Annotated in this window: 28 protein-coding genes and 1 pseudogene; 14 read left to right on the top strand and 15 right to left on the bottom strand. The window is 41.9% G+C overall.

Going from position 1 to position 24,174, the window contains the following annotated elements; translation table 11 throughout:
• Positions 1-181: 181 nt before the first annotated feature.
• On the top strand, positions 182-979 hold the full coding sequence (locus F8R90_RS01660; RefSeq protein WP_196509004.1) for a 7-carboxy-7-deazaguanine synthase QueE: 798 nt from the start codon (positions 182-184) through the stop codon (positions 977-979).
• A gap of 200 nt (positions 980-1,179) precedes the next feature.
• Here F8R90_RS01660 and F8R90_RS01655 read toward each other — a convergent pair whose 3' ends face one another.
• Together F8R90_RS01655 and F8R90_RS01650 are read right to left on the bottom strand one after the other, a co-directional pair.
• Positions 1,180-1,824, bottom strand: coding sequence for a DUF3318 domain-containing protein (locus tag F8R90_RS01655; RefSeq protein ID WP_196509002.1), 645 nt, complete (start codon positions 1,822-1,824; stop codon positions 1,180-1,182).
• Between the two features lie 77 nt (positions 1,825-1,901).
• A complete protein-coding gene (locus F8R90_RS01650; RefSeq protein ID WP_190891320.1) occupies positions 1,902-2,459 on the bottom strand; it encodes a hypothetical protein in 558 nt (185 codons plus the stop codon).
• 551 nt (positions 2,460-3,010) lie between these two features.
• Between F8R90_RS01650 and F8R90_RS01645 the strand changes: the two genes are divergently transcribed.
• The 4 genes from F8R90_RS01645 to F8R90_RS01630 all read left to right on the top strand — a co-directional run bounded on the left by F8R90_RS01645 (position 3,011) and on the right by F8R90_RS01630 (position 7,070).
• Positions 3,011-4,090 carry an amino acid ABC transporter substrate-binding protein gene (locus F8R90_RS01645; protein ID WP_196509035.1) on the top strand — a complete coding sequence of 360 codons (1,080 nt, stop codon included), beginning with the start codon at positions 3,011-3,013 and terminating at the stop codon, positions 4,088-4,090.
• Positions 4,091-4,143: 53 nt separating this feature from the next.
• Positions 4,144-5,070, top strand: a complete 927-nt coding sequence (locus F8R90_RS01640) for an amino acid ABC transporter permease (RefSeq protein WP_196509000.1) — start codon at positions 4,144-4,146, stop codon at positions 5,068-5,070.
• A gap of 77 nt (positions 5,071-5,147) precedes the next feature.
• Positions 5,148-6,299, top strand: a complete 1,152-nt coding sequence (locus F8R90_RS01635) for an amino acid ABC transporter permease (RefSeq protein ID WP_196508998.1) — start codon at positions 5,148-5,150, stop codon at positions 6,297-6,299.
• Positions 6,300-6,329: 30 nt separating this feature from the next.
• The gene (locus F8R90_RS01630; protein ID WP_196508996.1) at positions 6,330-7,070 is read left to right on the top strand and encodes an amino acid ABC transporter ATP-binding protein; all 741 of its coding nucleotides are present in this window, start codon (positions 6,330-6,332) and stop codon (positions 7,068-7,070) included.
• A gap of 18 nt (positions 7,071-7,088) precedes the next feature.
• On the opposite strand, the gene F8R90_RS01625 is transcribed toward F8R90_RS01630, so the two are convergent.
• Positions 7,089-7,397, bottom strand: a complete 309-nt coding sequence (locus tag F8R90_RS01625; protein ID WP_196508994.1) for a hypothetical protein — start codon at positions 7,395-7,397, stop codon at positions 7,089-7,091.
• A 43-nt stretch (positions 7,398-7,440) separates the two neighbouring features.
• On the opposite strand from F8R90_RS01625, the gene F8R90_RS01620 reads away from it, so the two are divergent.
• Complete coding sequence (locus tag F8R90_RS01620; protein WP_196508992.1) at positions 7,441-8,322, top strand: LysR family transcriptional regulator; 882 nt, start codon at positions 7,441-7,443, stop codon at positions 8,320-8,322.
• 26 nt (positions 8,323-8,348) lie between these two features.
• Entirely contained in the window at positions 8,349-8,681 is a 333-nt protein-coding gene (locus F8R90_RS01615) for a XisI protein (RefSeq protein ID WP_196508989.1), read from the top strand.
• Positions 8,682-8,869: 188 nt separating this feature from the next.
• On the opposite strand, the gene F8R90_RS33310 is transcribed toward F8R90_RS01615, so the two are convergent.
• Positions 8,870-9,004, bottom strand: coding sequence for a hypothetical protein (locus tag F8R90_RS33310; protein ID WP_269141714.1), 135 nt, complete (start codon positions 9,002-9,004; stop codon positions 8,870-8,872).
• A 244-nt stretch (positions 9,005-9,248) separates the two neighbouring features.
• Between F8R90_RS33310 and F8R90_RS01610 the strand changes: the two genes are divergently transcribed.
• Positions 9,249-10,394, top strand: a complete 1,146-nt coding sequence (locus tag F8R90_RS01610; RefSeq protein ID WP_196508987.1) for a hypothetical protein — start codon at positions 9,249-9,251, stop codon at positions 10,392-10,394.
• 24 nt (positions 10,395-10,418) lie between these two features.
• Here F8R90_RS01610 and F8R90_RS01605 read toward each other — a convergent pair whose 3' ends face one another.
• The 10 genes and pseudogenes from F8R90_RS01605 to F8R90_RS01560 all read right to left on the bottom strand — a co-directional run bounded on the left by F8R90_RS01605 (position 10,419) and on the right by F8R90_RS01560 (position 16,767).
• A complete protein-coding gene (locus tag F8R90_RS01605; RefSeq protein ID WP_196508985.1) occupies positions 10,419-10,835 on the bottom strand; it encodes a putative toxin-antitoxin system toxin component, PIN family in 417 nt (138 codons plus the stop codon).
• Complete coding sequence (locus F8R90_RS01600; RefSeq protein ID WP_196508983.1) at positions 10,825-11,052, bottom strand: hypothetical protein; 228 nt, start codon at positions 11,050-11,052, stop codon at positions 10,825-10,827. The genes F8R90_RS01605 and F8R90_RS01600 overlap by 11 nt, the downstream gene beginning before the upstream one ends.
• Before the next feature lie 75 nt (positions 11,053-11,127).
• A pseudogene (locus F8R90_RS01595) lies at positions 11,128-11,265 on the bottom strand (AbrB/MazE/SpoVT family DNA-binding domain-containing protein); the annotation flags it as partial.
• Positions 11,266-11,287: 22 nt separating this feature from the next.
• Entirely contained in the window at positions 11,288-11,581 is a 294-nt protein-coding gene (locus tag F8R90_RS01590) for a DUF2442 domain-containing protein (protein WP_196508979.1), read from the bottom strand.
• Between the two features lie 51 nt (positions 11,582-11,632).
• Positions 11,633-11,848 carry a DUF4160 domain-containing protein gene (locus tag F8R90_RS01585; RefSeq protein WP_230966032.1) on the bottom strand — a complete coding sequence of 72 codons (216 nt, stop codon included), beginning with the start codon at positions 11,846-11,848 and terminating at the stop codon, positions 11,633-11,635.
• Between the two features lie 152 nt (positions 11,849-12,000).
• Positions 12,001-13,404, bottom strand: coding sequence for a ferredoxin:protochlorophyllide reductase (ATP-dependent) subunit N (locus tag F8R90_RS01580; protein ID WP_190891342.1), 1,404 nt, complete (start codon positions 13,402-13,404; stop codon positions 12,001-12,003).
• Positions 13,405-13,748: 344 nt separating this feature from the next.
• Complete coding sequence (locus tag F8R90_RS01575) at positions 13,749-14,537, bottom strand: DUF5331 domain-containing protein (protein ID WP_196508977.1); 789 nt, start codon at positions 14,535-14,537, stop codon at positions 13,749-13,751.
• 32 nt (positions 14,538-14,569) lie between these two features.
• Entirely contained in the window at positions 14,570-15,436 is an 867-nt protein-coding gene (gene bchL / locus F8R90_RS01570) for a ferredoxin:protochlorophyllide reductase (ATP-dependent) iron-sulfur ATP-binding protein (RefSeq protein ID WP_012410753.1), read from the bottom strand.
• Positions 15,437-16,054: 618 nt separating this feature from the next.
• Positions 16,055-16,309, bottom strand: coding sequence for a TIGR02450 family Trp-rich protein (locus tag F8R90_RS01565; protein ID WP_190891347.1), 255 nt, complete (start codon positions 16,307-16,309; stop codon positions 16,055-16,057).
• Positions 16,310-16,383: 74 nt separating this feature from the next.
• Positions 16,384-16,767 carry a hypothetical protein gene (locus F8R90_RS01560; protein ID WP_230966030.1) on the bottom strand — a complete coding sequence of 128 codons (384 nt, stop codon included), beginning with the start codon at positions 16,765-16,767 and terminating at the stop codon, positions 16,384-16,386.
• Between the two features lie 106 nt (positions 16,768-16,873).
• Here F8R90_RS01560 and F8R90_RS01555 point away from each other — a divergent pair, with 106 nt between their 5' ends.
• Positions 16,874-17,083: a hypothetical protein gene (locus tag F8R90_RS01555; protein WP_196508975.1), complete on the top strand. Its 210-nt coding sequence runs from the start codon at positions 16,874-16,876 to the stop codon at positions 17,081-17,083.
• 8 nt (positions 17,084-17,091) lie between these two features.
• Positions 17,092-19,710: an ATP-dependent chaperone ClpB gene (clpB, locus tag F8R90_RS01550; RefSeq protein ID WP_196508973.1), complete on the top strand. Its 2,619-nt coding sequence runs from the start codon at positions 17,092-17,094 to the stop codon at positions 19,708-19,710.
• Positions 19,711-19,894: 184 nt separating this feature from the next.
• Here clpB and F8R90_RS01545 read toward each other — a convergent pair whose 3' ends face one another.
• Positions 19,895-20,461, bottom strand: a complete 567-nt coding sequence (locus F8R90_RS01545) for an SRPBCC family protein (protein ID WP_196508971.1) — start codon at positions 20,459-20,461, stop codon at positions 19,895-19,897.
• Positions 20,462-20,974: 513 nt separating this feature from the next.
• Here F8R90_RS01545 and F8R90_RS01540 point away from each other — a divergent pair.
• The 4 genes from F8R90_RS01540 (at position 20,975) to lpxD (ending at position 23,936) form a co-directional block, all read left to right on the top strand.
• Complete coding sequence (locus tag F8R90_RS01540) at positions 20,975-21,169, top strand: hypothetical protein (protein WP_190891356.1); 195 nt, start codon at positions 20,975-20,977, stop codon at positions 21,167-21,169.
• A gap of 60 nt (positions 21,170-21,229) precedes the next feature.
• Positions 21,230-21,394 (top strand): rubredoxin, encoded by a 165-nt coding sequence (gene rd / locus F8R90_RS01535; protein ID WP_196508969.1) that lies wholly within the window; start codon positions 21,230-21,232, stop codon positions 21,392-21,394.
• A gap of 49 nt (positions 21,395-21,443) precedes the next feature.
• Positions 21,444-22,679 (top strand): NAD(P)/FAD-dependent oxidoreductase, encoded by a 1,236-nt coding sequence (locus tag F8R90_RS01530; protein ID WP_196508967.1) that lies wholly within the window; start codon positions 21,444-21,446, stop codon positions 22,677-22,679.
• Between the two features lie 204 nt (positions 22,680-22,883).
• Positions 22,884-23,936 carry a UDP-3-O-(3-hydroxymyristoyl)glucosamine N-acyltransferase gene (lpxD, locus tag F8R90_RS01525; RefSeq protein ID WP_196508965.1) on the top strand — a complete coding sequence of 351 codons (1,053 nt, stop codon included), beginning with the start codon at positions 22,884-22,886 and terminating at the stop codon, positions 23,934-23,936.
• The last annotated feature ends 238 nt before the right edge of the window (positions 23,937-24,174 follow it).

The following is a 24,174-nucleotide window of genomic DNA, read 5'->3' as shown; positions in this document are numbered from 1 at the left end:
AAACATTATTTTGTCCTACAAAATTACTTAACCTAATATCGGAATCAGTAGTAATAAGGACTAATTGCTATTTACCGGGGCTGAAATTGGAGATCGCTAGCGACGATTCACAATAGAACAAGAAGCCAAAAAACATCCTTGCTGTTGTGCCGACGCAGCGCGATCGCGTTGCTCTGATCAAATGATTGCTAAAAATACGGTTACACCTACCGCACGCCTGATTGAGGTCTTTTCTGCCATTCAAGGGGAAGGACTGAATGTAGGGACACGTCAGATTTTTATTCGTTTTGCTCTGTGTGATTTACGCTGTATTTTTTGTGACAGCACCCACACTTGGAATGCACCTGCTACTTGTCGAATAGAGCGATCGCCTGGATTGCGCGACTTTGAAATCCACTCTAACCCTGTTTCTCTACCCATACTACTCGAATGGGTGAAACAGCAAAATCTACCTTGTCTACACGATAGCATTAGCTTAACTGGGGGCGAACCACTTCTTCATGCCCCATTCTTAACGCAGTTTCTACCCCAAGTGCGAGCCATAACTGGTCTACCTATATACTTAGAAACTGGCGGACATCGCCCAGAACAATTGGCGATGATTCTCCCCTATTTAGACTCTGTGGGTATGGATTTCAAATTGCCCAGTGTCAGCGGCGAAAGTCATTGGCAAGAACATGCTAAATTTCTCCAATTATGTCATGACTCATATTTAAATGTTTTTGTCAAGATAATTGTGTCTCAAAACACAGATCCAGCCGAGTTGGAACGTTCAGCTTTGCTCGTGGCAGAGGTTAGTCCAGATATCTCAGTATTTTTACAACCTGTTACGCCTTTGCCAGTATCTGAACAATTCTCCCCAATACCTATGCTTGCGCCTTCAAGCGATCAAGTTTTGACGTGGCAAGCTTTGATGAAGGGGTTTGTCAAGCACGTGCGTGTGATCCCTCAGACGCATAAAATGCTGAACCAACTCTAAAAATTTTTGTAAAATTTGAGTTTGATGAAGATGTAGTCAAGAAAAAAGTAAGATTTTATGAAATTGTCATTGGACTGCTGCCGCTAGTTAGAGAGGCAGTAGCCCTCTGAGTACGCATTCCCAGTCGGAGGCAGAGTGAGGAGTGAGGAACGAGGAGTTTGAAGTTTCGATTTGACTCATAACTCCTAACTCCTAACTAATTACAAACCGCCCTCATCTGGAGTTTTGGATTTAGCTTTTGCCTTATTGGCACTGCGTTTGAGGGCAGAGAGTCTTGCTTCATATCTCGACCGTTGGCGCTTACTAGGAGTATTGTCAATCAGGGTTTTCAAGGCGCTACCTAGACTCTTGTAGGCATTGGGGAGGGTATAACCAAAACGAGTTGCCAAAGCGATCGCTTTCTCATCAGCATTGAGCAATTCTCTTAGTTGCTTTTCCCCATTATTCTTTTGGTACAGTCGCCAGCCTGACACACCACATAGCGACAAAGCTAACACCAGAAGCAATCCATCTTGTACCCACAATTCGCCTACAGCACCACCTAAACCAATGGCTAGTGCTGCCATTTCCCAACCATCTTTAGGAATTGTGTCATTTTGAACACGAGCAACTTCATGCCAGAACAGCAGATTGCGCTGATCCATTGCGAGGGCATCCCATTTCACCAAGTCAATTTGAATTTCTACCTGGTCTTTACCAATTTCTTCGCAACGAACCAGGGGTGGATTGACCTCAGTTGTGCCTTCAACCGTGACCCAGCTCTGTAATTCTGGCGGTAGTAAGCCTTTCAACCGCCGGAGTTCACTCATTTCCGCTTTGGCAGAGGAGGTTGCATAGGATGTCATAATATCCAGCCCCAGAAAATTTCAGTATATAGTGAGGGTATCACTTTGGAGTATAGCGATTTAAGTGATGATCCGTCTCACTCGCTGGGAAAACTTCCTCGCTTTTTTCGCGCTTCCATTGCCTTTTCCAGCAAATCTAACAATCCTGGGGCTTCTTCTTGGATACTAAGTAATAGTCTTTCCCCAAGTTCTATATTCCCCGGATCAAAACCTGTTGCCATCACTTCTTTCAGGCGAGGTATCGCTATGCCATCCACAATCTGAATTAACCCACTTAGACAACGGTGAAATTGTCTTTCTGTGAGAATCGAGTCTTCTAGAGGAAACTCAATAATGGCACGGATTTCGCCATCGGATGGGTCATACTCCCATTGCAACATTTTGGTTTCCCAAGAAATGGCAAGCATTGTTTGTAGGATAGCTCCCTTGTGAGGATGGTCTTGGATTCCTGCCAAAACTTGAGGGGCAAATACTCGGAAAAATTTTCCCTCTTCATCCAACTGGACAACTATTAGGAAATCTTCTAGATTATCAGCCTCCACTCCTGTTATAATTCTGTCTTCTTCATCATCAAAACGGTAGTCCCAACCAAGGTTGTCTAAATAGTTGGCAATCTGTTTGAGGTTAGCTCCCATAAAAGCCTCATAAGGAACGTGGAGCAGCTGTTACCAGACCTAGTTTAACCTGCTAGGGGTAGTTGTTTAGGTTTGTATGGCTACTTCTGCTCACATAGAAGTATGCAATTAGGGCATGGGGCATTGGGGATTGGGTATTGAAGATAGGAAAAATAGATGAGCATTCTGCGCTGTGAATGATATTTTCTGAAAGACTCTTGCTCATTTTTAAAGAAGCGATAATCACTTTTTTCAAAATTTTAGGCAGTGAAGGATAGAACACTAACTCACTTCAGTTTTATTATTATCATCTAGGTTTAATGAATGTATTACTAAATCAAAAAGGGTGGCAGGATTTTAAATAAAACTCGAAAGCTGAAGCCTAATTGAGATAATATCTGCAAGTATTTGAAGCTTTTGAAAAGATAAGTAAAAACTTCAACTACCACTTTTAAAAGCTAAACAATATAGCACAGAGACTGGTAAAGTTTTATATTACAATCGATAAGTTGTTTTCACTGAACGATTGTAGTGAGCAATACATTTTTTCTGGTCTATTAATTATGAAAATTATGCGTAAATCAGCTTTAATTCTAGCGATCGCACCCCTAGTATTTGCGATCGCTGCTTGTAGTGGAGATTCAAGTCAAACAGCCAGTACAACTGGCACTCCAGGTAGTAATCCAGCTGCACCAGCAACCCGAAATCGCTGGGATAGTATTAAAAGCCGTGGTCAGGTAACTTGCGGTGTCAGCGGTGAAGTGCCAGGATTTAGCTTTGTAGGAACTGATGGTAAATACAGCGGCATCGATGTAGATATTTGTCGCGCGATCGCAGCGGCTTTGTTTGACAATCCAGATGCAGTAGAATTCCGCAATCTCAATTCTAAAGAGCGGTTTACAGCCTTGCAAACTGGCGAAGTAGACGTTCTCAGCCGTAACACGACTTGGACACTTAGCCGCGATACCTCTGTAGGTCTAGAATTTGCACCTGTGGTCTTTTACGACGGACAAGCCATAATGGTACGCAAAAATAGCAATATTAAGTCCTTGGCAGACCTGAAGGATAAAGCAATCTGCGTTCAAACTGGTACGACTACCGAACAGAACTTAGCAGACCAAATGCGGAAAAGGGGCATCACCTACAAACCTGTTGTCTTTGAAGACGTTAACGTTACTTTTGCTACCTATGCCGAAGGTCGTTGCGATGGCATTACCGCTGACCGTTCAGCATTAGTATCTCGAGGCGCAATTCTACCCAAACCAGAAGATAACGTGATTCTTGAAGAAGTAATTTCTTCAGAACCCCTTGCACCCGCAGTTGCCAAAGGGGATGCTAAGTTTGGTGATGCTGTTAAATGGGTGGTTTATGCCCTGGTAAAAGCCGAAGAGTTGGGCATTACTTCCCAGAATGTGGGTCAGTTTGCTGCTAGTAATGACCCAGATATTAAACGCTTTTTAGGAACCGAAGGCAACCTTGGTGAAGGACTCGGCTTAACAAACGACTTCGCAGCCAGAATAATTAAGCACGTTGGTAACTACGCCGAAATTTACGATCGCAACCTCGGCCCCAAGACAAAACTGAATTTAGCTCGCGGCCAAAATCAACTCTGGAGCAAAGGCGGACTACTTTATTCTCCGCCATTTCGGTAGAAGATGGCAGGGGCATGGGAAGTAGAGAGGAAATTTATATTGACTAATTACTAATGACTAATTCAAAACCGCTTATATGGCGTGATGTCCGCTTTTGGCGTATTGCCTTGCAATTTATTGCCGTATTTGTAGCAGTATTAGTGGTAGTAGTACTCTGGGGCAATCTCAACCGCAATTTACAACAGTTGGGTATTCAGTTTGGATTTGATTTCCTCAAGCAACAAGCATCTTTTGATATTGGCGAAACGCTGATTACTTACAAACCCACTGACAGCTATAGTCATGCCTTGTGGGTGGGGTTAATTAACTCCTTGCGGGTGGCGGTTGCAGGAATTTTGCTTACAACAATTGTAGGGATAGGTGCTGGGATTGCCCGACTTTCTGACAACTGGCTAGTGCGGAATATCACGATGGTTTACGTGGAGGTTTTCCGCAATACGCCCTTACTGCTGCAATTACTGTTTTGGTACTTTGCTGTTTTTCTGACTTTTCCCAAAACAGAAAATAAGATATCCCTTTGGGGTTTTATTGGTGTTAGCCAAAATGGCTTAGAACTACCTTGGTTTACCCTATCACCAGAGTTTTCAGCTTTGCTGTTGGGATTAACTTTTTACACGGGTGCGTTTATCGCTGAGATTGTCCGAGGTGGGATTCAATCAGTAGCTAGGGGACAATGGGAAGCAGCGCGATCGCTAGGATTAAAACCAGGGTTAACAATGCGGCTGGTGATTTTTCCCCAAGCTTTGCGGGTAATCATTCCACCGTTAACGAGTCAATATCTTAATTTGACGAAAAATACGAGTTTAGCGATCGCCATCGGCTACCCCGATATTTATTTTGTCGCATCTACCACCTTCAACCAAACTGGGAAAGCCGTAGAAGTGATATTACTAATTATGCTCACCTATCTCACCCTGAGTTTGACCATCTCTATAGTTATGAATTGGTTCAATCGTAGCGTGCAAATTAAAGAGAGATGAGGAAGCAGTAAACTTTGAAGCTTGAGCCTTTGAGCTTGAACTTTAAGCCATGCCCAATAACCAATAACCAATGACCAATGACAAATCCTCAATTAACTTGGCTGCGTAAAAATTTGTTTAATAATTGGTACAACAGCTTGTTAACTGTTGTCTGTTTGGTATTGCTGTTTTGGGTAGTGCGAGGAATTCTAACTTGGGCAACCACTCAAGCACAATGGGCGGTAATTCAGGTTAATTTACGTTTATTTTTAGTTGGTAGATTTCCTCAAACGCTATATTGGCGAACTTGGATTTTACTGGCGATCGCTTCGACTTTAGGCGCTATAACAGGGGGTATATTCTTTGGTAAACAACAGTTAACAAAGCGTGGAATTTCTTTGTTTGCTTTTATCATCGGCGTTTTGTTAGTTCTTTTACCACTAGACTTTACATCCCGCCTTTGGTTATTGTTAATTGCATTTTTAATATTTGTAGGTTTTTGGATCGGAGGAAAGTTTACTAAGGTATTAACTCCTTGGCTTTCCCTATTATGGTTATTGTCTTTCCCGATAATTTTATGGTTAATTGGCGGTGGGTTTGGATTGCAGCCTGTATCTACAAATTTGTGGAACGGTTTGCTACTTACCCTAATAATGGCAGCAGTCAGTATTGTGCTTTCTTTTCCGATTGGAGTTTTACTTGCTTTAGGGCGCACAAGCAATTTGCCTGTAGTACGTTGGTTTTCTATCCTGTACATTGAAATTATTAGAGGATTACCACTGATTGGAATTTTGTTCCTAGCTCAGGTAATGCTTCCCTTGTTTCTATCAGCAGATGTGCGTCTAGATCGGGTATTACGAGCAATTTCTGGACTAGTACTATTTAGTGCCGCGTACATGGCAGAAAACGTGCGCGGTGGACTTCAATCAATTCCTCGCGGACAAATTGAAGCTGCGAAAGTACTAGGATTAAATACACCCTTGGTAGTGATATTAATTGTTCTACCTCAAGCATTACGTAACGTTATTCCTGCGATCGTTGGTCAGTTTATCGGCTTATTTAAAGATACTTCCCTCTTATCTTTGGTCGGATTAGTGGAACTCACAGGTATTGCGCGTTCCATATTGGCACAACCACAATTTATCGGTCGCTATGCAGAAGTTTATCTGTTTATTGGATTTATTTACTGGGTATTTTGTTACTCCATGTCGTTGGCTTCTCGGCAGTTAGAGAGACAGTTGAGTAATTAGTTATGAGTTATGAGTTGGGATTTAAATATTATGTCAGAAATAAAACAAATAATTATTGCTGAAGATGTTCACAAGTGGTATGGAAAGTTCCACGTTCTTCAAGGTGTGAGCTTGACAGTCAATCGTGGAGAAGTAGTAGTGTTGATGGGGCCATCTGGTTCAGGAAAATCTACCTTTATCCGCACATTTAACGCTTTAGAAGAATACCAAAAGGGAAGAATTGAAATCGATGGCATTACTCTCAGCCATGATTTAAAAAATATTGAGACGATTCGCCGGGAAGTGGGAATGGTATTTCAGCAATTTAATTTATTTCCTCATCTCACAGTGCTGCAAAATATTACTTTGGCACCAATTTGGGTACGGCGATCGCTAAAGGCAAAAGCCGAAGAATTGGCGATGCAACTACTAGAAAGGGTGGGAATTTTAGAACAGGCGCAAAAATATCCAGGACAGCTATCTGGTGGACAACAGCAACGAGTAGCGATCGCTCGTGCTTTAGCCATGCAACCCAAAATTATGCTGTTTGACGAACCCACCTCAGCCTTAGATCCAGAAATGGTACGCGAAGTCTTAGATGTAATGCGAGGTCTAGCCCGTGATGGGATGACAATGGTAGTTGTAACCCACGAAGTTGGATTTGCTCGTGAAGTCGCCGACCGAGTTATTTTAATGGATAGCGGTTTACTCGTCGAGTCAGCCACCCCAGAAATATTTTTTAGTAATCCTAAAGAAGAAAGAACACGCAAGTTTTTATCGCAAATTCTCTAAAAAATCTTTGAGATTCATCTAAATTTTGTATCCTATAACTTCACACCAAGCTGAAGCAAAAAATCCATCTGAGTGCTGGCTCCATTCTCGCAAAGCATGGCTCATTGCTGTAAGCGTAGGCGTAGCCCGCCGCAGGCATCGCTCATCAGTCCAACCTTTGTCTACAGCTCCATCCACCTTTGCAGAAGCCTCAATTCGCAAAGCCAAATATTCTGTAGCTTCACTCAGCGGCTCATAACATTGATAAGAGTATACTTCTCTGGCATAGCTCTGACTCCCCACGATATCTGTATGAGTATCATAGGTAGGTAATATTGAGATGTCCAATATATATTTATAGAGAATTGAAACTTATAAAATATCAAAAAACATGGAACTGCGACATCTGCGCTACTTTATCGCTGTCGCTGAGGAACTGCACTTCAGTAGAGCCGCCGAGCGATTGCACATTGCTCAACCGCCCTTAAGCCAGCAAATTCAGCAACTAGAGGCGCAATTGGGAGTAGAACTATTTCATCGCAAAACCAAGCGACAGGTACAGCTAACAGAAGCTGGACAAGTATTTTTGCAAGAAGCTTATCAACTTTTGGCTCAACTCCAAAAAGCAATTGAGTTAACCCAAAAAACGGGAAGAGGTGAAAAGGGACAACTACGAATTGGGTTTACCAGTTTGGTAACTTACGATTTGCTTCCTGTAATTTTGCGACGCTTTCGAGAACAGTTTCCAGAAGTAGAGTTGATATTGCAGGAATTAACCACAACTCAGCAGGAACAAGCGCTACAAGAACGCCGCATCCATGTAGGTTTTGCCCATCCACCGTTAGAAGACAACACACTCAATCAAGAGTGCATTCAGGAAGAAGCTTTAATTGTGGCTATGTTAGAAACTCATCCCTTAGCTGAACAAGAAAAGATTTCAGTGCGATCGCTAGTAAACGAAAACTTTATCATGTTCCCTCGCCACTTGGGGCCCGGACTTTACGACCAAATCGTAAGCCTTTACCAGCAAGGAAATTTCAGCCCGAAAGTGACTCAAGAAGCGATTCAGATGCAGACGATTATCGGATTGGTTTCGGCGGGAATGGGGATTGCGATCGCACCGTCTTCATTGCAAAATCTTCAGAGGGTTGGTGTGGTGTATCGCGCTTTAGAAGAAAAAACACCATTAGTAGAAACGGCTGTAGTGTGGCAACAAGAGGATATGACACCTGTACTAAGGGAATTTCTGCAAGTTATCAGGAGTATCTGTTGAGATATTGAACAGGAGACAATCGCCCAATGGCAAAGCTAGACAAATATAGACAACATATTAAGAATTTGCTTCAACAACACGCTAGTACTGTTTGGGATAATCGCATTCAAGCACAGATAATTTATGATACAGAACACGATCATTATCAATTAGTTTATGTAGGTTGGCGTGAGCAAGACCGCATATATGGGCCTGTTCTTCATCTAGATATTATTAACGAGAAAATCTGGATCCAGCAAGACGGGACAGAGGTAGGAATTGCTAATGAGTTGGTTGAATTAGGTGTTCCAAAAGAAGATATTGTTTTAGGTTTTCAGTTACCTTCTGTGCGTAAATACACAGATTTTGCTGTTAGTTAATTTAAGTTATTAAAAATAGGGATTACTCTCTTGTTTTGCTTCACATCATTGGGTTAAAAAAGAGCTATCACCTGAACTAAAACAATATCCCAACCTCAATAATCTTTATTGTTAATGATGATATTTACAAATTAAAATCATCTATCTTCTTCAATTTTATAACTTTGTGATTCAAAGACAAATTTTTCCTATTCATCTAAATTAACAAAAATTAAGTTACCTTTTTCTACATTCTCTAAAGCTTTGAGTAAATGTTTTTTGTTAGTTTCTGATTTCAGAAGATAGGTAGTTTCGTCTTCTTCAGATGGTGGTTCAACTAGCATAATGACTTGTACGAAAGTTTTCGCATCTTTCCCACCCTATTGTAACTGTATCTGAATAAGATGAATTTGAGTTATCGCTTTTCTTTGTTGGCGTGAACGGTTCGTTAAAAAGAGCGATCACTATTAGACAGAATAGAACTCAAATTGGGAATACTGAGTAAAGTGAGGTTATTTGCTGCGGAGAACCCAAGCGACTTTTTGTCAGATATAGCCCTACTGAGTATTTATCAACTTGGAGAAGATTATGACTTTACCAGTGACAGTAACCTTTATGCTTGCTGATTGGATCATTAAAGGAATTGCAGATGGAACATTGGAAAGGGTTGGAGGTGTAATCCGAGAAGTAGGAAGCAAACATATCGTTATGTGGTTACGGGAGCAGGGATCTCCTACGGGAAATCAGTTAGGTCAAATTGGGCGAAGTATGCTACTAACTCAAGGAATTTTGCAGGTAACTAGTGCAGTCAGTATACTTAACCTGGGTGTCTCAGTTATAGGCTTTGCTGTGATAGCACAACGCTTAAAAGAATTAGAGCAACAGCTACAACAAGCACAAAAACTGTTAAACCACATTAACCGTAAAATCGATCTTAGTTTCTATGCTAATTTTCGTGCTGCAATTGAATTAGCAACTAATGCTTTTACGATGACCAAAACTGAAAATCGTAGAAGTAGCGCACTACAAGCTATTAACCGCTTTTTAGAAGCAGAGCATATTTATACTGAATTTGCTGATATCGAAATTGAGCAAAAAAGCCAAATTGCTGATGAATATCTGCTGACTTTATCTTTAGCCTACCTAGCTGAAGCACGTTGTTATCTTGAATTAGAAGAACACGAAACAGCACTTCGCCGCTTCCAAGAAGGGTCAATAGTAATTCGTTCTCGTATTCAGAAATATGTTAAGCTTCTGCTTACTTTTAACCCAGCAGTATACTTACAGCCTCAGTTCAGAGGTCAGATTGATTTGCGGAGGCTAACCCGAATTTACCAATGGCTCGACCCAACTTTGAATGAAAATGCAGTTTTTGATATGCAACGTATGAATCTATTCATGTTGGCTCAAGACCCGAATAACGGGAAGTGGGTAGAATCGATACCAGCAGCAATTTGGGATTCCAAGGTAGATTGGGTAGGAAAAGCAATTTGGGATGATCCTAAGCCGCAAATTTATGCACGTCTTCCTAAAACTTTGGAGGTAATGGAATCTATGATTGAAACCAATCGCCGTTTTGAAGCATATCAAACAGAAGTACAAGCAATATCCCAACTAGGAATCAGCTTTTATGACTGGCTTAAATTAACTCCGTCTACAGAAATTAAACCAGACGGTGCAGAATTAATGTATATAATTCCATCCAAACCTTTAGACTTACAGCCTTCCATCTGAACTAATTACAGGATGAAAGATGAATTAATCAAGGTCAATAAAGTCTCTGGGAGTAATAATCTGGTTTTGATATTCGGCTAGAGTCTTGAGTGATAAAAGGTCTTGATCTCCTGTGATTAAAAAATCTGCATTGGCATCTTTAGCAAGTTCTAAAAATTTGTTGTCCTCTGGATCTCTACAGGTGTTTATTTGAGATTTTATTTCTATAAATTGATTGTACTTTTTAACTATGTCCAAAAAATATTGTCGGTCTTCATCTGAGATATATTTATCGAACTTACGTTTATAAATTCGTATGTTTAACTCTTGATAAGTTTCATCACTTTGAGCAATTTTGAATTCTTTATAGACTTTATCTAGGGCTTTACGGGCTGTTCCATTAGGACTTAGAGCAGCGCTAAGTAAAACATTTGTGTCAATGAGAATTAGTTTATGATTCATCGGCAAGTAATTCTTCTAGAGCTTCTTCGGTTAATCCTTTGGCTTGAGCATTTCTGCCGATTCTGTCAAAAACACTAAGTAAATCTTCATCTTTATTATTTGAAGAGGTTTTCTTTATTTCTTGAATAAGTTGTTCTTGTTCTTGTGCGGGAAGTTGTAGGACAAGATTAAGAATTTGCTCGAAGGTTAGGGGGAGTTGATAGGTTTTTTGAGTCATGGTGAGTTCTGGAGTTAGGGAATAGAAACTTGTTAGCTTTTTTAATCAGGTTTGAGCCAGTTTTCTACTTTTAAATCACGATTTCTCTACACCTTGGCGAATTGCATTATCCATATCCTCAAGAGTTTTAGGTTTTCCTTGATATTTTAAACAACCTGCTACATGATCTAATTTAGTTACTGAAAAAAATTTACTAGGCTTTAATAAATCACCGACTTCTGGAATTACTTCTGTTTTAACTCCAACTTTTTTCATATTCTTCCAGATTTCTATATGTGGGAATAGGTTGGTTAGTAACCACAGAATAAAGAACATCTGGGTCTAAATCTGCACCATTATCCCAGTAAATTGTTCCCCATTCAGCGTTAAGTTTAACGGTTTTAAAATAGTTTAAATCTTTTAAAGGTGCAAAAATTCCTGTAAATTCGATTGACTGGTTAACATCAACAATACCTTCTTTACCATCTTCAAACTTTAAATAGAGTTGATAGTTATCGTGAGGAATAACTTCTATAATGTCTTTAAGCATAATTCACTCTAATGGTTGAATTTTTTCTAAGGGATTATTTTGTCTTGCCAATTACCAGTTTTCTCTAAGTTCTGATTTGTGCATAGCTGCCCATTCAATTACTAAACCAAGAACTCTAGGAGTGAGTTTGCCTTCTAAAATTGATAAGGTTTCTATATCAATAATTGCCTTTTGCTGATTATAGCGGACATGGAAATGAGGGGGCGGATGGTCGTTATAGTACATGGTAATGATAATCCCTAAAAAACGACAAATTTCAGGCATCATATCATCTCCTAAATTATCCTGTCTATTCAGCGATACCTATATGATTGTAACTATTTATAGTAGCTCTCGCTTTGCGCCTCTGTAAGACAAAAAAAGGCGAACTTTTTGGGTTCGCCTTAATCATAATGCTGTTGCTAAATCCAAACTCAAATTTAAATCTTCGCTTCTTCTCTTACCAACTTATCCCAACCCAAATCTTTCAAATTATTATTCCGACGCAACGGACGAGTCACCAACTCTAACATGTCACGCGCATTCGTAAAGCCGTGAATTTGAGCAAAAGTGAACTCCACCGACCACTTTGTATTAATACCCCGTGCTTCCAACGGATTAGCGTGAGCCATACCAGTAATTACCAAATCTGGTTTCAACTCATAAATTCGCTGAAGTTGATTGTAATTATCCGGCTTCTCTACAATCCTTGGCAGAGGTGAATTCATTTCCTGACAAGTTTTCTCCAGCAATGCCAACTCAGCAGCTTGATAACGCTTATCCATGTAGGGAATGCCGATTTCGTGAACAGTCATCCCGCAACGGATTAAGAATCTGGCTTGGGAAACTTCCAGCAAGTTATCACCCATGAAGAATACAGACTTACCGCGAATCAGTTTCACGTAATCTTCCAAGCCTGCCCAAATTTGTGCTTCCCGTTCATCCAAACCCTTGGGAGTAATACCGAACACTGAGCAGATTTTTTCAATCCAAGCGCGGGTACCATCGGGGCCAATGGGGAAGGGTGCGCCAATGAGTTTACACTTGCGGCGGCGCATTAAGGTGGTAGCTGTACGGCTGAGGAAGGGGTTGACACCAGCTACATAATACCCTTCTTCCAGTACTGGCAATTCAGTGAAGCGCTTCGCGGGTAGCCAGCCGGAAACTTTGATGCCTTGTTTCTTCAGTTCCAAGGTTAACTGAGTAACCACGGGGTCGGGAAGGGAGCCAAAGAGAACTAAGGGTGGATGATCCACGTACTCAGACTCATCTTGGGCGACATCTTCTTTCTTTTTACCGAAGTTGAGCAATTTTGCGATCGCATTACGTTCACTTTTCTCTGTTTCCGCCACAGGAGACTTATCAGGACAACGGTTAGCCATTGCGGCTAATACGGTGTCTTCTCCTTGGGTGAAGGCGTAATCTAGACCATTTGCCCGCGCTACAACGATGGGAATCCCGATTTCAGATTCCAGCTTCGGTGCCAAACCTTCTAAATCTGTTTTGATAATTTCGGTGGTGCAAGTGCCAATCCAGACAATTACACTAGGATTGCGATCGCGTTTAATCTGCAAGCACAACCGCTTTAACTCTTCATAATCATTCAGTTGTGCTGAAATATCGCCCTCTTCCAACTCTGCCATTGCATAGCGGGGTTCAGCAAAAATCATCACCCCCATCGCGTTTTGCAGGAAGTAGCCACAAGTTTTTGTCCCAATCACCAAAAAGAAGCTATCTTCAATTTTTTGGTATAACCACGCCACGCAGCTAATTGGGCAAAAGGTATGGTAATTTCCAGTTTCACATTCAAAGCTTAAAGCTTCTGGTTGTTGAGCGACAGTCATTTTGGTTTTTTCTCCCCTTGATATTTAACTAATTCGTAATTCGTAATTCGTAATTCGTAATTTTTAGATTTAATTCCTCAACTCTTGGAGAAGCACTCACGAAAATCTCTACGTGGCGTTTTTTCATTCGGTGTCTAAATAAGAACCTGAAACACTAGTCTTTAATTACGAATTATCAATTACGAGTTATTTTAATGGCAGGTCAACCAATTTCAGATTTTAGATTGACGATTTTGGATTGGTGACTGGGACAACAAAAATATCCTATGCCTGACGACAATTTCCCTATATTCCTAATCCAAAACCCCAAATCTAAAACTTAAAATCGTGAGGAACGGCAATAATTAAGCGTTGGGGAAGAGACGGGCAATTTCTGATTCATCAAAAACGCCTGCTGGCAGTTCTTCCCCCAAAAAATCGTTATTTTCTTCAGCCTTTTGCAAAGCTGTTTCATCACCCCAGACATCTGATAACACGTCTTTAAACGCATTCTCATCTAGTACACTATCTTCAAGCTCCTCGTCTTCATCCAGCTTTACTTCCATTGCAGCTGTTGAATCGAAGGCAATTTCCCCAAACTCATCTGCTTCTAAACTAGAGATTTGGAGAGATTCATCTTTTGAGTTGTGTCCGTTGGATAAGGAAATATCTCCAAAGCCATTTTCGGTTTCCTCCAACTCTCTGATCCCCAGGCTTTCATCATCAGAATCCACCATTGTGAACTCTTGAACTACCGCCACTGCCGCAAAGCCATTTGTATGAGAATGTGTCAATGTTTCATCTTCAGGCTTTTCGTCAATAACAGCTGCTGCTTCTTCTACGTATCTCTCTACATCTGGGTTGGCGACGAAGCGATTACCGAGAGCTAAATCTGGGTCAAAATGCAAATCCAGCACCTCAATCAGGGTATCGGCATCAGGATTAAGTTTGGCAAAGGGCAACATTAACTGCGCTAGCTTTGGTTCTAGGGCGTTAAGAACTCCCAGGATGAGGTAAGAAGGTGGTCGCTTCCCGCCATCAGGGGTGTACACTGATTCCACTTGCATGTGCAGGGTAATCCAGTCCCGATTGTTCTGGAAAAATTGCAACCACTTTTGCTTTATTGAATCTGTAAAGCTATGAAAGAATGCCATGTTATTGTCCCCCATCCTGAGAACTTGGTGATTTATACAATCATCAAGTCTAGTTCCTCTTCTGAATTAGGAACCTGGGGTTTACCCGGATTTAGATAAAAATCGGATAACAAAGAGAACAACTCCCGATCTGGTGTGTCATTCGGTACAACACCTTCAGGACGCGCTAGAATTTGGTCGGCGATGTTGAGATAGTAGTCGCAAACGTAGTCTAGGGAAGGATCTTGCTCTGCCATCTCAAACAAAGTTTTCCCTTTCACACGGGAAACACGGATATCTTCAATCAAAGGTAAAACTTCCAAAACTGGCATTGGCACAGCTTCTATATATTTTTCAATCAAGTCGCGCTTGGAGGTGCGGTTGCCAATTAACCCCGCTAAACGCAGTGGGTGAGTTCGGGCTTTTTCGCGGACTGAAGCAGCGATCCGATTAGCCGCAAACAAAGCATCAAAGCCGTTGTCTGTAACAATCAGGCAGTAATCTGCATAGTTGAGTGGTGCTGCAAAACCACCGCAAACTACGTCACCCAGAACGTCAAAAAGAATTACATCGTACTCATCAAAGGCGTTGAGTTCTTTAAGTAATTTTACGGTTTCGCCTACTACGTAACCACCACATCCAGCACCCGCAGGTGGGCCACCAGCTTCTACGCAATCAACACCACCGTAGCCTTTATAAATCACATCCTCCGGCCAGACATCTTCGTAGTGATAATCCTTCTCTTGGAGGGTGTCGATAATTGTCGGAATCAAAAACCCAGTCAGGGTAAAGGTACTGTCATGTTTGGGGTCGCAACCAATTTGCAGCACTTTCTTGCCACGTTTAGCTAGGGCGACTGATATGTTACAGCTAGTTGTGGATTTACCGATACCACCTTTTCCGTAGACTGCTAGTTTCACTTTTATTTGCCTCTTATAGCTTCTTGTCAAACTTGTGGCTCAAACATTTGCCTTCACCTGTCCTGAGATGGCGATGCGTGAGGTCTGTGAATTTCATTATTGGGCAAATTACATAGAAAAGAAAGTGGCTCTTAATTTGGAAAACTGTCTTATCCGATGAATTAAATCTCAATTATATCTATTTGGGTTTTTATGAACCTTAAAGACCTTAATAGCTCTAAAAACAGCCAATAAAAAGTTTTTATTACTTATTTTTATAAAAAGAGTTACAAAATACAAAAAGCTGAAATCTGCTTTTATTAATGCTTTTCATAGAATTAGCTGATGTTAGGACAACGTGTTTTCAAGGCATTGGGGCGCAGAGTTAAGGGTAAAGAGAGTTATACGCAGCCTTATGCTGGAAATACTAATGGAATTTGCGTTAGCGTAGCTCACCGAACGTATCGCAGATAAGTTGCCAGTTTTTAGTCGATAGCTAAGACCGTTTCATTGCTGCTTGAGAGTAAGTTAGTCTGATTTTGTAAAAAATTATTAAATTACCAGATATTGTCTAAGATTATTCAAATATTTTGGCTGCCGCCTACTTCACTGGCGGCAGCCAACTAAGAACCAGGCAAATCAGGACACTTCAGTTTCAATTTCCTGGATTTCCTGTAATGTTTGCCAGCCAGCTTGCCACTGGGAGCTATCTTGTAATAATTTGGCATTTATCCAAAAACGGACTTTAGGATCACAAGCAGAAACCATTTCGGCGTAAACCCACTTAGCCTGATTTTTCCGGTTAACAACTTGAAAGTGCCGCCAGCCATCAACTTTTCGCTGTGCTGTCCACTTAGAACCAACTAGGTAAGGAAATTTTTGTTTTTTAGCCATTTGTTATTAGTCATTTGTTATTTGTCATTGGGAAAACACTTTCTTTATCCCCAGTCCCAATCCCCAATCCCCAACTAAGATGTAACCAAATCGCCGTTACGGGTAAACTTTTGGCAATGCAACTCATTATCTTGCTGGACACATAGCGAAAACCATCTGATATGGCTCCAGCAGGTGTTGATGTTGTTGGTAATTTTGCGCTTTTTTTTGGAAAGGCGTTGTCTTACGACTTCATTAGGGCAAAGAATTTCTAACGTGCCCGTACCATCTTCATAATTGACGATACGAAATAGACAGTCTTGCAACATAGCACGGCTGCTGCTGTCGAAGAATCGCTTAAAGCGCTGTAGTTTTTCCCCTTCAGTCATTTGGCTGATGGGTTTTATTTTAAAAAAATCTTCATCCTCAAAGTCAAAGTTATCATCTTCAAAGTCGTAGGGGTCAATCATTTTCAGCATCCACTAGGCGACCTGGGATCATGGTAACTCTGTGTGGGGGCAGGAAGATCAGAGGATGCGTGGATAGAAAGATGCGGACTAGGGGAAAATACCACTTTCACAAGATGTGAACACCGATCTAGGCGATCGCTCCTGTCTTCATACAATATCTATATATCTATTGAAAGCAGAAATTTTCTTTACTTGGTGTTCTGGTGGTAGCCTGCGACAAGCCCTCCGGGTTCAGCAGTCGCTCATGGGGGAAACCCCCTTGGCGCTAGCCTCTCCCTTTGGGAGAAGACCTCGCTGCTTCACCACTGCCCCTCTACGTTCCTGAAAAAGCCTATGCAACCTACTAATCCTAACCAATTTACAGAAAAAGCCTGGGAAGCGATCGCCCATACCCCGGATATTGTTAAACAATATCAACAACAGCAAATTGAAAGTGAACACCTGATGAAGGCGCTGCTAGAACAAGATGGTCTAGCAACTGGGATTCTCACCAAGGCGGGTGTTAACCTCCAAAAACTGCGCGATCGCACTGAACAATTTTTCCAACGTCAGCCAAAAGTATCCGGTAGCAGCAGTTCTGTCTACTTGGGACGCAGCTTGGATACACTGTTAGATCGGGCAGACGGATATCGCAAAGAGTTTCAAGACGAATATATTTCAATTGAACACTTATTGTTGGCTTACGCTAAAGATGACCGCTTTGGCAAAGCTTTATTCCAAGAATTCAGTTTAAACGAAGGCAAGCTAAAAGATATTATTAAACAAGTTCGGGGGAGCCAAAAAGTGACCGACCAAAATCCAGAAGGCAAATACGAAGCACTGGAAAAATACGGGCGTGACCTTACAGAAGCCGCGCGTAAAGGTCAACTCGATCCAGTGATTGGGCGAGATGATGAGATTCGTCGGACTGTGCAAATTCTCTCTCGCCGTACAAAAAATAACCCTGTGCTAATTGGTGAACCGGGTGTTGGTAAAACTGCGATCGCTGAAGGATTAGCACAGCGCATTATTGCAGGTGACGTACCCCAATCCCTCAAAGACCGCAAGTTAATCTCTTTAGATATGGGTGCTTTGATTGCAGGGGCTAAATTCCGGGGTGAATTTGAAGAACGCCTGAAAGCAGTATTAAAAGAAGTTACTGAATCTGGCGGCAATATTGTTTTATTTATTGATGAAATTCACACCGTTGTCGGCGCTGGTGCAACTCAAGGCGCGATGGATGCTGGTAACTTGTTAAAACCAATGTTGGCACGGGGCGAATTACGCTGTATTGGGGCGACAACTCTGGATGAATACCGCAAACATATCGAAAAAGATGCTGCACTAGAAAGACGCTTCCAGCAAGTTTATGTCGATCAGCCCAGTGTAGAAGATAGTATTTCGATTTTGCGCGGGTTGAGAGAACGTTATGAAAACCACCACGGGGTGAAGATTTCTGATAGTGCTTTAGTTGCAGCAGCCGTATTGTCGAGTCGTTATATTAGCGATCGCTTCCTCCCTGATAAAGCCATTGATTTGGTAGACGAAGCCGCCGCGAGATTAAAAATGGAGATTACCTCCAAACCAGAAGAACTCGACGAAATTGATCGTAAGATTCTGCAATTGGAAATGGAGAAGCTATCGCTGCAAAAAGAAAGTGATGCAGCTTCTCGTGAACGCCTAGAAAGATTGGAAAAAGAAATTGCCGATTTCAAAGAAGAACAAAGAACTCTGAATACTCAGTGGCAGTCTGAAAAAGATATTATTGACAAAATTCAGTCTGTGAAAAAAGAGATTGAACGAGTCAACTTAGAGATTCAGCAAGCAGAACGCGACTACGACCTTAACCGGGCTGCGGAGTTGAAATACGGTAATTTAACCAGTTTGCATCGTCAATTGGAAGCAGTAGAAGCTGAATTGGCAAGTGCTCAACGAAGTGGTAAATCACTATTACGAGAAGAAGTCACAGAAGCTGATATTGCCGAAATTATTTCTAAATGGACAGGGATTCCTATCAGCAAGTTGGTGGAATCAGAGAAAGAGAAGCTGCTGCATTTAGAAGATGAACTACACCACCGCGTGATTGGACAAGAAGAAGCAGTCACAGCTGTAGCGGATGCAATTCAGCGATCGCGGGCTGGATTGGCTGATCCTAATCGTCCCATCGCTAGCTTTATTTTCCTTGGGCCTACGGGTGTGGGTAAAACTGAGTTAGCGAAAGCGCTGGCAGCCTATATGTTCGATAGCGAAGATGCGCTAGTGCGAATCGATATGTCGGAGTATATGGAGAAACACGCCGTTTCTCGTTTAATCGGTGCGCCTCCAGGATACGTGGGTTATGAAGAGGGCGGACAACTTACAGAAGCGATTCGTCGCCGTCCTTACTCAGTGATTCTCTTCGACGAAATCGAGAAAGCACACCCGGATGTATTCAATATCTTCTTGCAAATTCTCGATGATGGTCGCGTCACTGATGCCCAAGGTCATAAAGTGGACTTCAAGAACGCTATTATCATCATGACCAGCAACATCGGTTCACAGTACATTCTTGATGTCGCTGGAGATAACGCCCATTACGACGAAATGCGCCGTCGGGTTATGGAAGCGATGCGAAATAGTTTCCGTCCAGAATTCCTGAACCGGATTGACGAAATCATCATCTTCCACGGTTTAGATAAGAAGGAATTGCGGCAAATTGTGCTATTGCAAGTGGAAAGATTGCGGCAAAGACTTAGCGATCGCAAAATATCCCTCAAGCTATCGGATGCTGCACTTGACTTTTTAGCAGAAGTAGGATACGACCCAGTATATGGGGCACGTCCACTGAAGCGGGCGATTCAGAGAGAATTAGAAACTCAAATTGCCAAAGCCATCTTGCGCGGTGAATTCACCGATGGCAACACCATCTTTGTAGATGTGCAAAATGAGCGTCTTTCTTTTAGTCGCTTACCTGCTGAGGTGTTTACCAGCTAATTCAGGATTATCTTACGCAAAGACGCAAAGTTAAACTTTGCGTCTTTGCGTTTTTTTGCGAAATATTTCTTTTTTGTTATTGGACATATGAACCTACTCCACCAATGTGGAAAAATAGGCAGTTCCTTTTTAGGGAACCATCAAAAAGGAACTGCCTCACAAATTACGAATTACGAATTACGAATTACGAATTATTTTGTCCCTTACAAATTACTTGTCGCATTTTACGCATATTTGCAGGTAACTCTAAGTTCATTGCTTGTTGAATGAAAATTGATGGAATTGGAATCAGAGGTGTAGCTTGCACAGTATAAGCAAGCATTGTGCCGTTACCGCAATCTTTTAGTTCTAAATTAGCGTTAAAATCCTCAAAAGTCCCTTTTTCCATGCGAAATTGGATTTGTTGCCCCAGCACTTCTACAACGCTGAGGTAAATTTCAACTTGAGCCGTGAAAAAGAAAAAGGCTTTTTGGGCAGCTTGATACAGGCGTTTGACTTCACCTTTGTGTGATATTTCGCTTTTAGTGATATCTGGAAAATACTGTACCCAGCGGGGATAGTCAGTTAATTGCTGCCAAACTTGCGATCGCACCATCGGCAAATACATCCACGCTGTCACAGCGCCACCCCAGGTTTTGTGCGATCGCGTTTCTACCAAAATTTCACCCTGCACCAGCAACATTTGCTTGTCTTGACTCCAAGCCATATCTGAACCTGCAATAATTGAGTCTGAGATATGAGACGCAGACATAATGATTTTAGTTACTCCTCAACTCATCCACCTAAATAGAGTTGAAACTACAAGCCATAAAACTTGGTTTAGATCCAACCCACTAAATTTTAGTTCCAGTGTAATGCCTCTCTTTTCCGGAAACAGTGATTTTTTGGTAATTATTTTAGTCTCTTTACTGGAAAAAACGTATTTATAATCACAATCAATACTTAAGTAGGCTTGATAGTAGCGGTATTTATAGATGAAAAACTTAGTTATTAACAGCTAGAATGGCACAAACACGATTTTATCTCAAGTTGCGATCGCTCCTAAAAGTTAATAAAGTAACTTGTCTAGACTAGATGTTGTGGCTACACAAAGGTAGACACAATAAGGCTTTCCAAAGTTTAGTGTCCGCCTTAATGGACTTTCGCTAGCTAGAATATCCCAATTTTTACGTATTATTTCTGTTGAAACTGCAACTTCATCGTAAATTCATATTTTATTGTCAATATCATAGTGTAATGTCTGTTGAGTTGAGAGGAAAATTAGGTGAGTCAATCTTCTTTAAATCGTAGATTAATCCAGATTTTTGGTATCCTTCTCGGCGTTAGCGTCGCCGTCTGGGTACTAAGAGGCTTTGGTATTCTCACTTTTATTCCAGGTGGAATTATTTGGCTACTGCTACTAGGGGCGATCGCGATCGGGATTATCAGTTATGCCCAAAGGACTTGGTGGCGTTTGTAATCTGATTTATGAAGTAGTCATTGGTCATTAGCTATTGATAAATATATTAGGAAAAAGGACATGACAAAGTATATATGTACTGTTTGTGGCTATGAATATGACCCAGAAGTAGGCGATCCAGATAGCGATATAGCGCCGGGAACTGCCTTTGAAGATATACCAGATGATTGGGTATGTCCGACTTGCGGAGCCACAAAAGACCAATTTGAAATGGTTGAAGAGTGAAAATAACGGCTAGCCTAGTAAAGTACGTGCTATTGAGAAATTTTAGAACTTGCTACCGTTACGAATTGTAGTTATTGGGGGTGGGGCAGCGGGATTTTTTGGCGCGATCGCTTGTGCTAAAGCCAATCCTGATGCCGAAGTTACTTTACTCGAAGCCAGTCGCCAACCCCTAGCGAAAGTGCTAATTTCTGGTGGCGGACGCTGCAACGTTACCCACGCTTGCTTTGATCCGGAGGAGTTAGTGCAAAATTACCCCAGAGGCGCAAAAGCTTTGCGGGGTGCTTTGACTAAGTTTGGGCCTCAAGATACAGTAAGCTGGTTTGCTGCTGGTGGAGTCTATCTAAAAACGGAAGCTGATGGCCGGATGTTTCCTGTCACCAATACTTCAGAAACCATTGTTGAATGTCTGATTAAAGCGGTGGCGAAATCTGGAGTAAAACTCCGTATCGGTACACATGTAACTTCCGTGAGAACCGCAGCAGATGGGGGTTTTGATATTCTTCTGAAGTCGGGAGAGACGATTAAATGCGATCGCCTACTTCTTGCGACCGGCAGCAGCCTTGTGGGTTATAAAATTGTCCGAGAGTTAGGTCATAAAATTGAACCGCCAGTACCCTCGTTATTTACCTTCAACATTACCGATCCTCAATTGCGGGCTTTAGCTGGAGTTAGCGTTAACCCTGCCCAATTGCGGTTATCTGGGGGCGGAAAATCTCAATTACAACAAACTGGGCCATTACTAATTACCCACTGGGGTTTAAGTGGCCCGGCTGTTTTGAAGCTTTCAGCTTGGGGTGCGAGAGTTCTGCATGAAAGCCGCTATCAAGCCACATTATTGATTAATTGGCTGCCTGATTTGCAACAAGAACAAGTGCGAGAAAAAGTTTTAGCAGTTAAGGATGAATGGGGAAAGAAAGCGATCGCATTGCATCGTGGTATTGATCTACCCCATCGTCTCTGGCAATATATCATTGCCCGTGCAGGCATCACCACAGAAGATCGTTGGGCAGAAATATCGAGTAAAACGTTAAATCAACTAGTGCAAGAACTTACTCAGGGACAATACTTAATCAGTGGTAAAGGAGCCTTTAAAGAAGAATTTGTTACCTGTGGCGGTGTCAACCTCAAAGAAGTTAACTTCAAGACGATGGAAAGTAGGTTAGTTCCTGGTCTTTATTTTGCCGGAGAAATCTTAGATATTGATGGTGTCACTGGTGGGTTTAACTTCCAAAGTGCTTGGACAACTGGGTATTTAGCAGGTGTAGCAATGGGAAGTAATTCGTAATTCGTAATTCGTAATTCGTAATGAGTCCGCAAGTGTTATTACGAATTACTTTGACACTTCTATAAAATTACTGTAGTCGAGCCTCAAGCAATACGGTTTCGTTCTTCAACCCAATTATGGTTTTTGACGCTAACTGAACCTTAATGGAGCATAAAGAGGGAAAATTGTCTTGCCATTGTAGATCAATTTTGAACCCACCCAACAATGAAATTCAGCGAAATCGTCCGCCAATTTGGTGATGCGGTCACCAATCATAGCCTGACTAGTAATCCAGAACATGACCCAGAAATTACAGGTGTAGCAGCCATTGATGAAGCTACCATCGGGACTCTCAGCTACGTAGAAGGGCCAAAATTTGGGTCTTTTGTTGGTCAGACCAATGCTAGTGCTTTAATTTTGCCCCAAGATGAAAAATTACAGGTGGTTGCACAAGAGAGGGGTATTGTCTGGATAGCAACCTCAGATCCGCGACTGTTGTTTGCCAAAGCGATCGCACTGTTTTACCAACCATATCGCCCCGTCGCAGAAATTCATCCCACCGCTGTGATTCATTCTACGGCAAAAGTTGGTAATGATGTTTACATTGGCCCCCATGCTGTGATTCAGCAAGGGGTGGAAATTGGCGATGGCGCAATTATTCATCCCAATGTGGTGATTTATCCAGATGCCAAAATAGGCGATCGCACCACCTTACACGCCAACTGTACCATTCACGAACGCACCCACATCGGTGCAGATTGTGTAATTCACAGTGGTGCTGTCATCGGTTCAGAAGGCTTTGGCTATGTTCCCACCCGTACCGGTTGGTTAAAAATGGAACAATCTGGCTATACCGTCTTAGAAGATGGCGTGGAAGTTGGCTGTAACACTGCTATTGACCGCCCATCTGTCGGAGAAACACGGGTAGGTCGTAATACAGTAATTGATAACTTAGTGCAAATAGGTCATGGTAGCCAAATCGGTTCTGGCTGTGCGATCGCAGGTCAGGCTGGCATGGCGGGAGGCGTGAAACTGGGAAATCGCGTTATTTTAGCTGGACAAACAGGAATAGCCAATCAAGTGAAAATCGGAGATGGGGCGATCGCATCTGCTCAAACTGGAATTCACAGCGATGTTGCACCAGGAGAAATTGTCTCAGGAACTCCAGCAATTCCTTACAAGCTATATCTCAAGGTATGTGCTGTTTATAGTCGCCTGCCAGATATGTATCAATCGCTAAAACAATTGCAACGTAAATCCAAAAATAGCAATGATTAAACTAAAAGAGGACTTACGCAAAACCTCTCTAAAACTCTTATTTATCTTTGTGGGGCGGGTATATTACCCGTTTCATTCTGCATACTTGTGACCAGAAAAACCAAGTTTAGGCACTCCCCCGTGATTACAGAAGCTCAGACTTCAGCCGGAGGCAAGTCTGAGTAGTTCACTAAAGCTAGTTGGGCTTGATGGAGTGTTTCAGTAATTCCAGCAGTCAAAACTTTTACTTATTACTGTG

It is taken from the genome of Nostoc sp. NZL (assembly GCF_015714705.1).
GTDB lineage: Bacteria > Cyanobacteriota > Cyanobacteriia > Cyanobacteriales > Nostocaceae > Nostoc > Nostoc foliaceum_A.
This window is presented reverse-complemented; position numbering and strand designations above follow the sequence as displayed.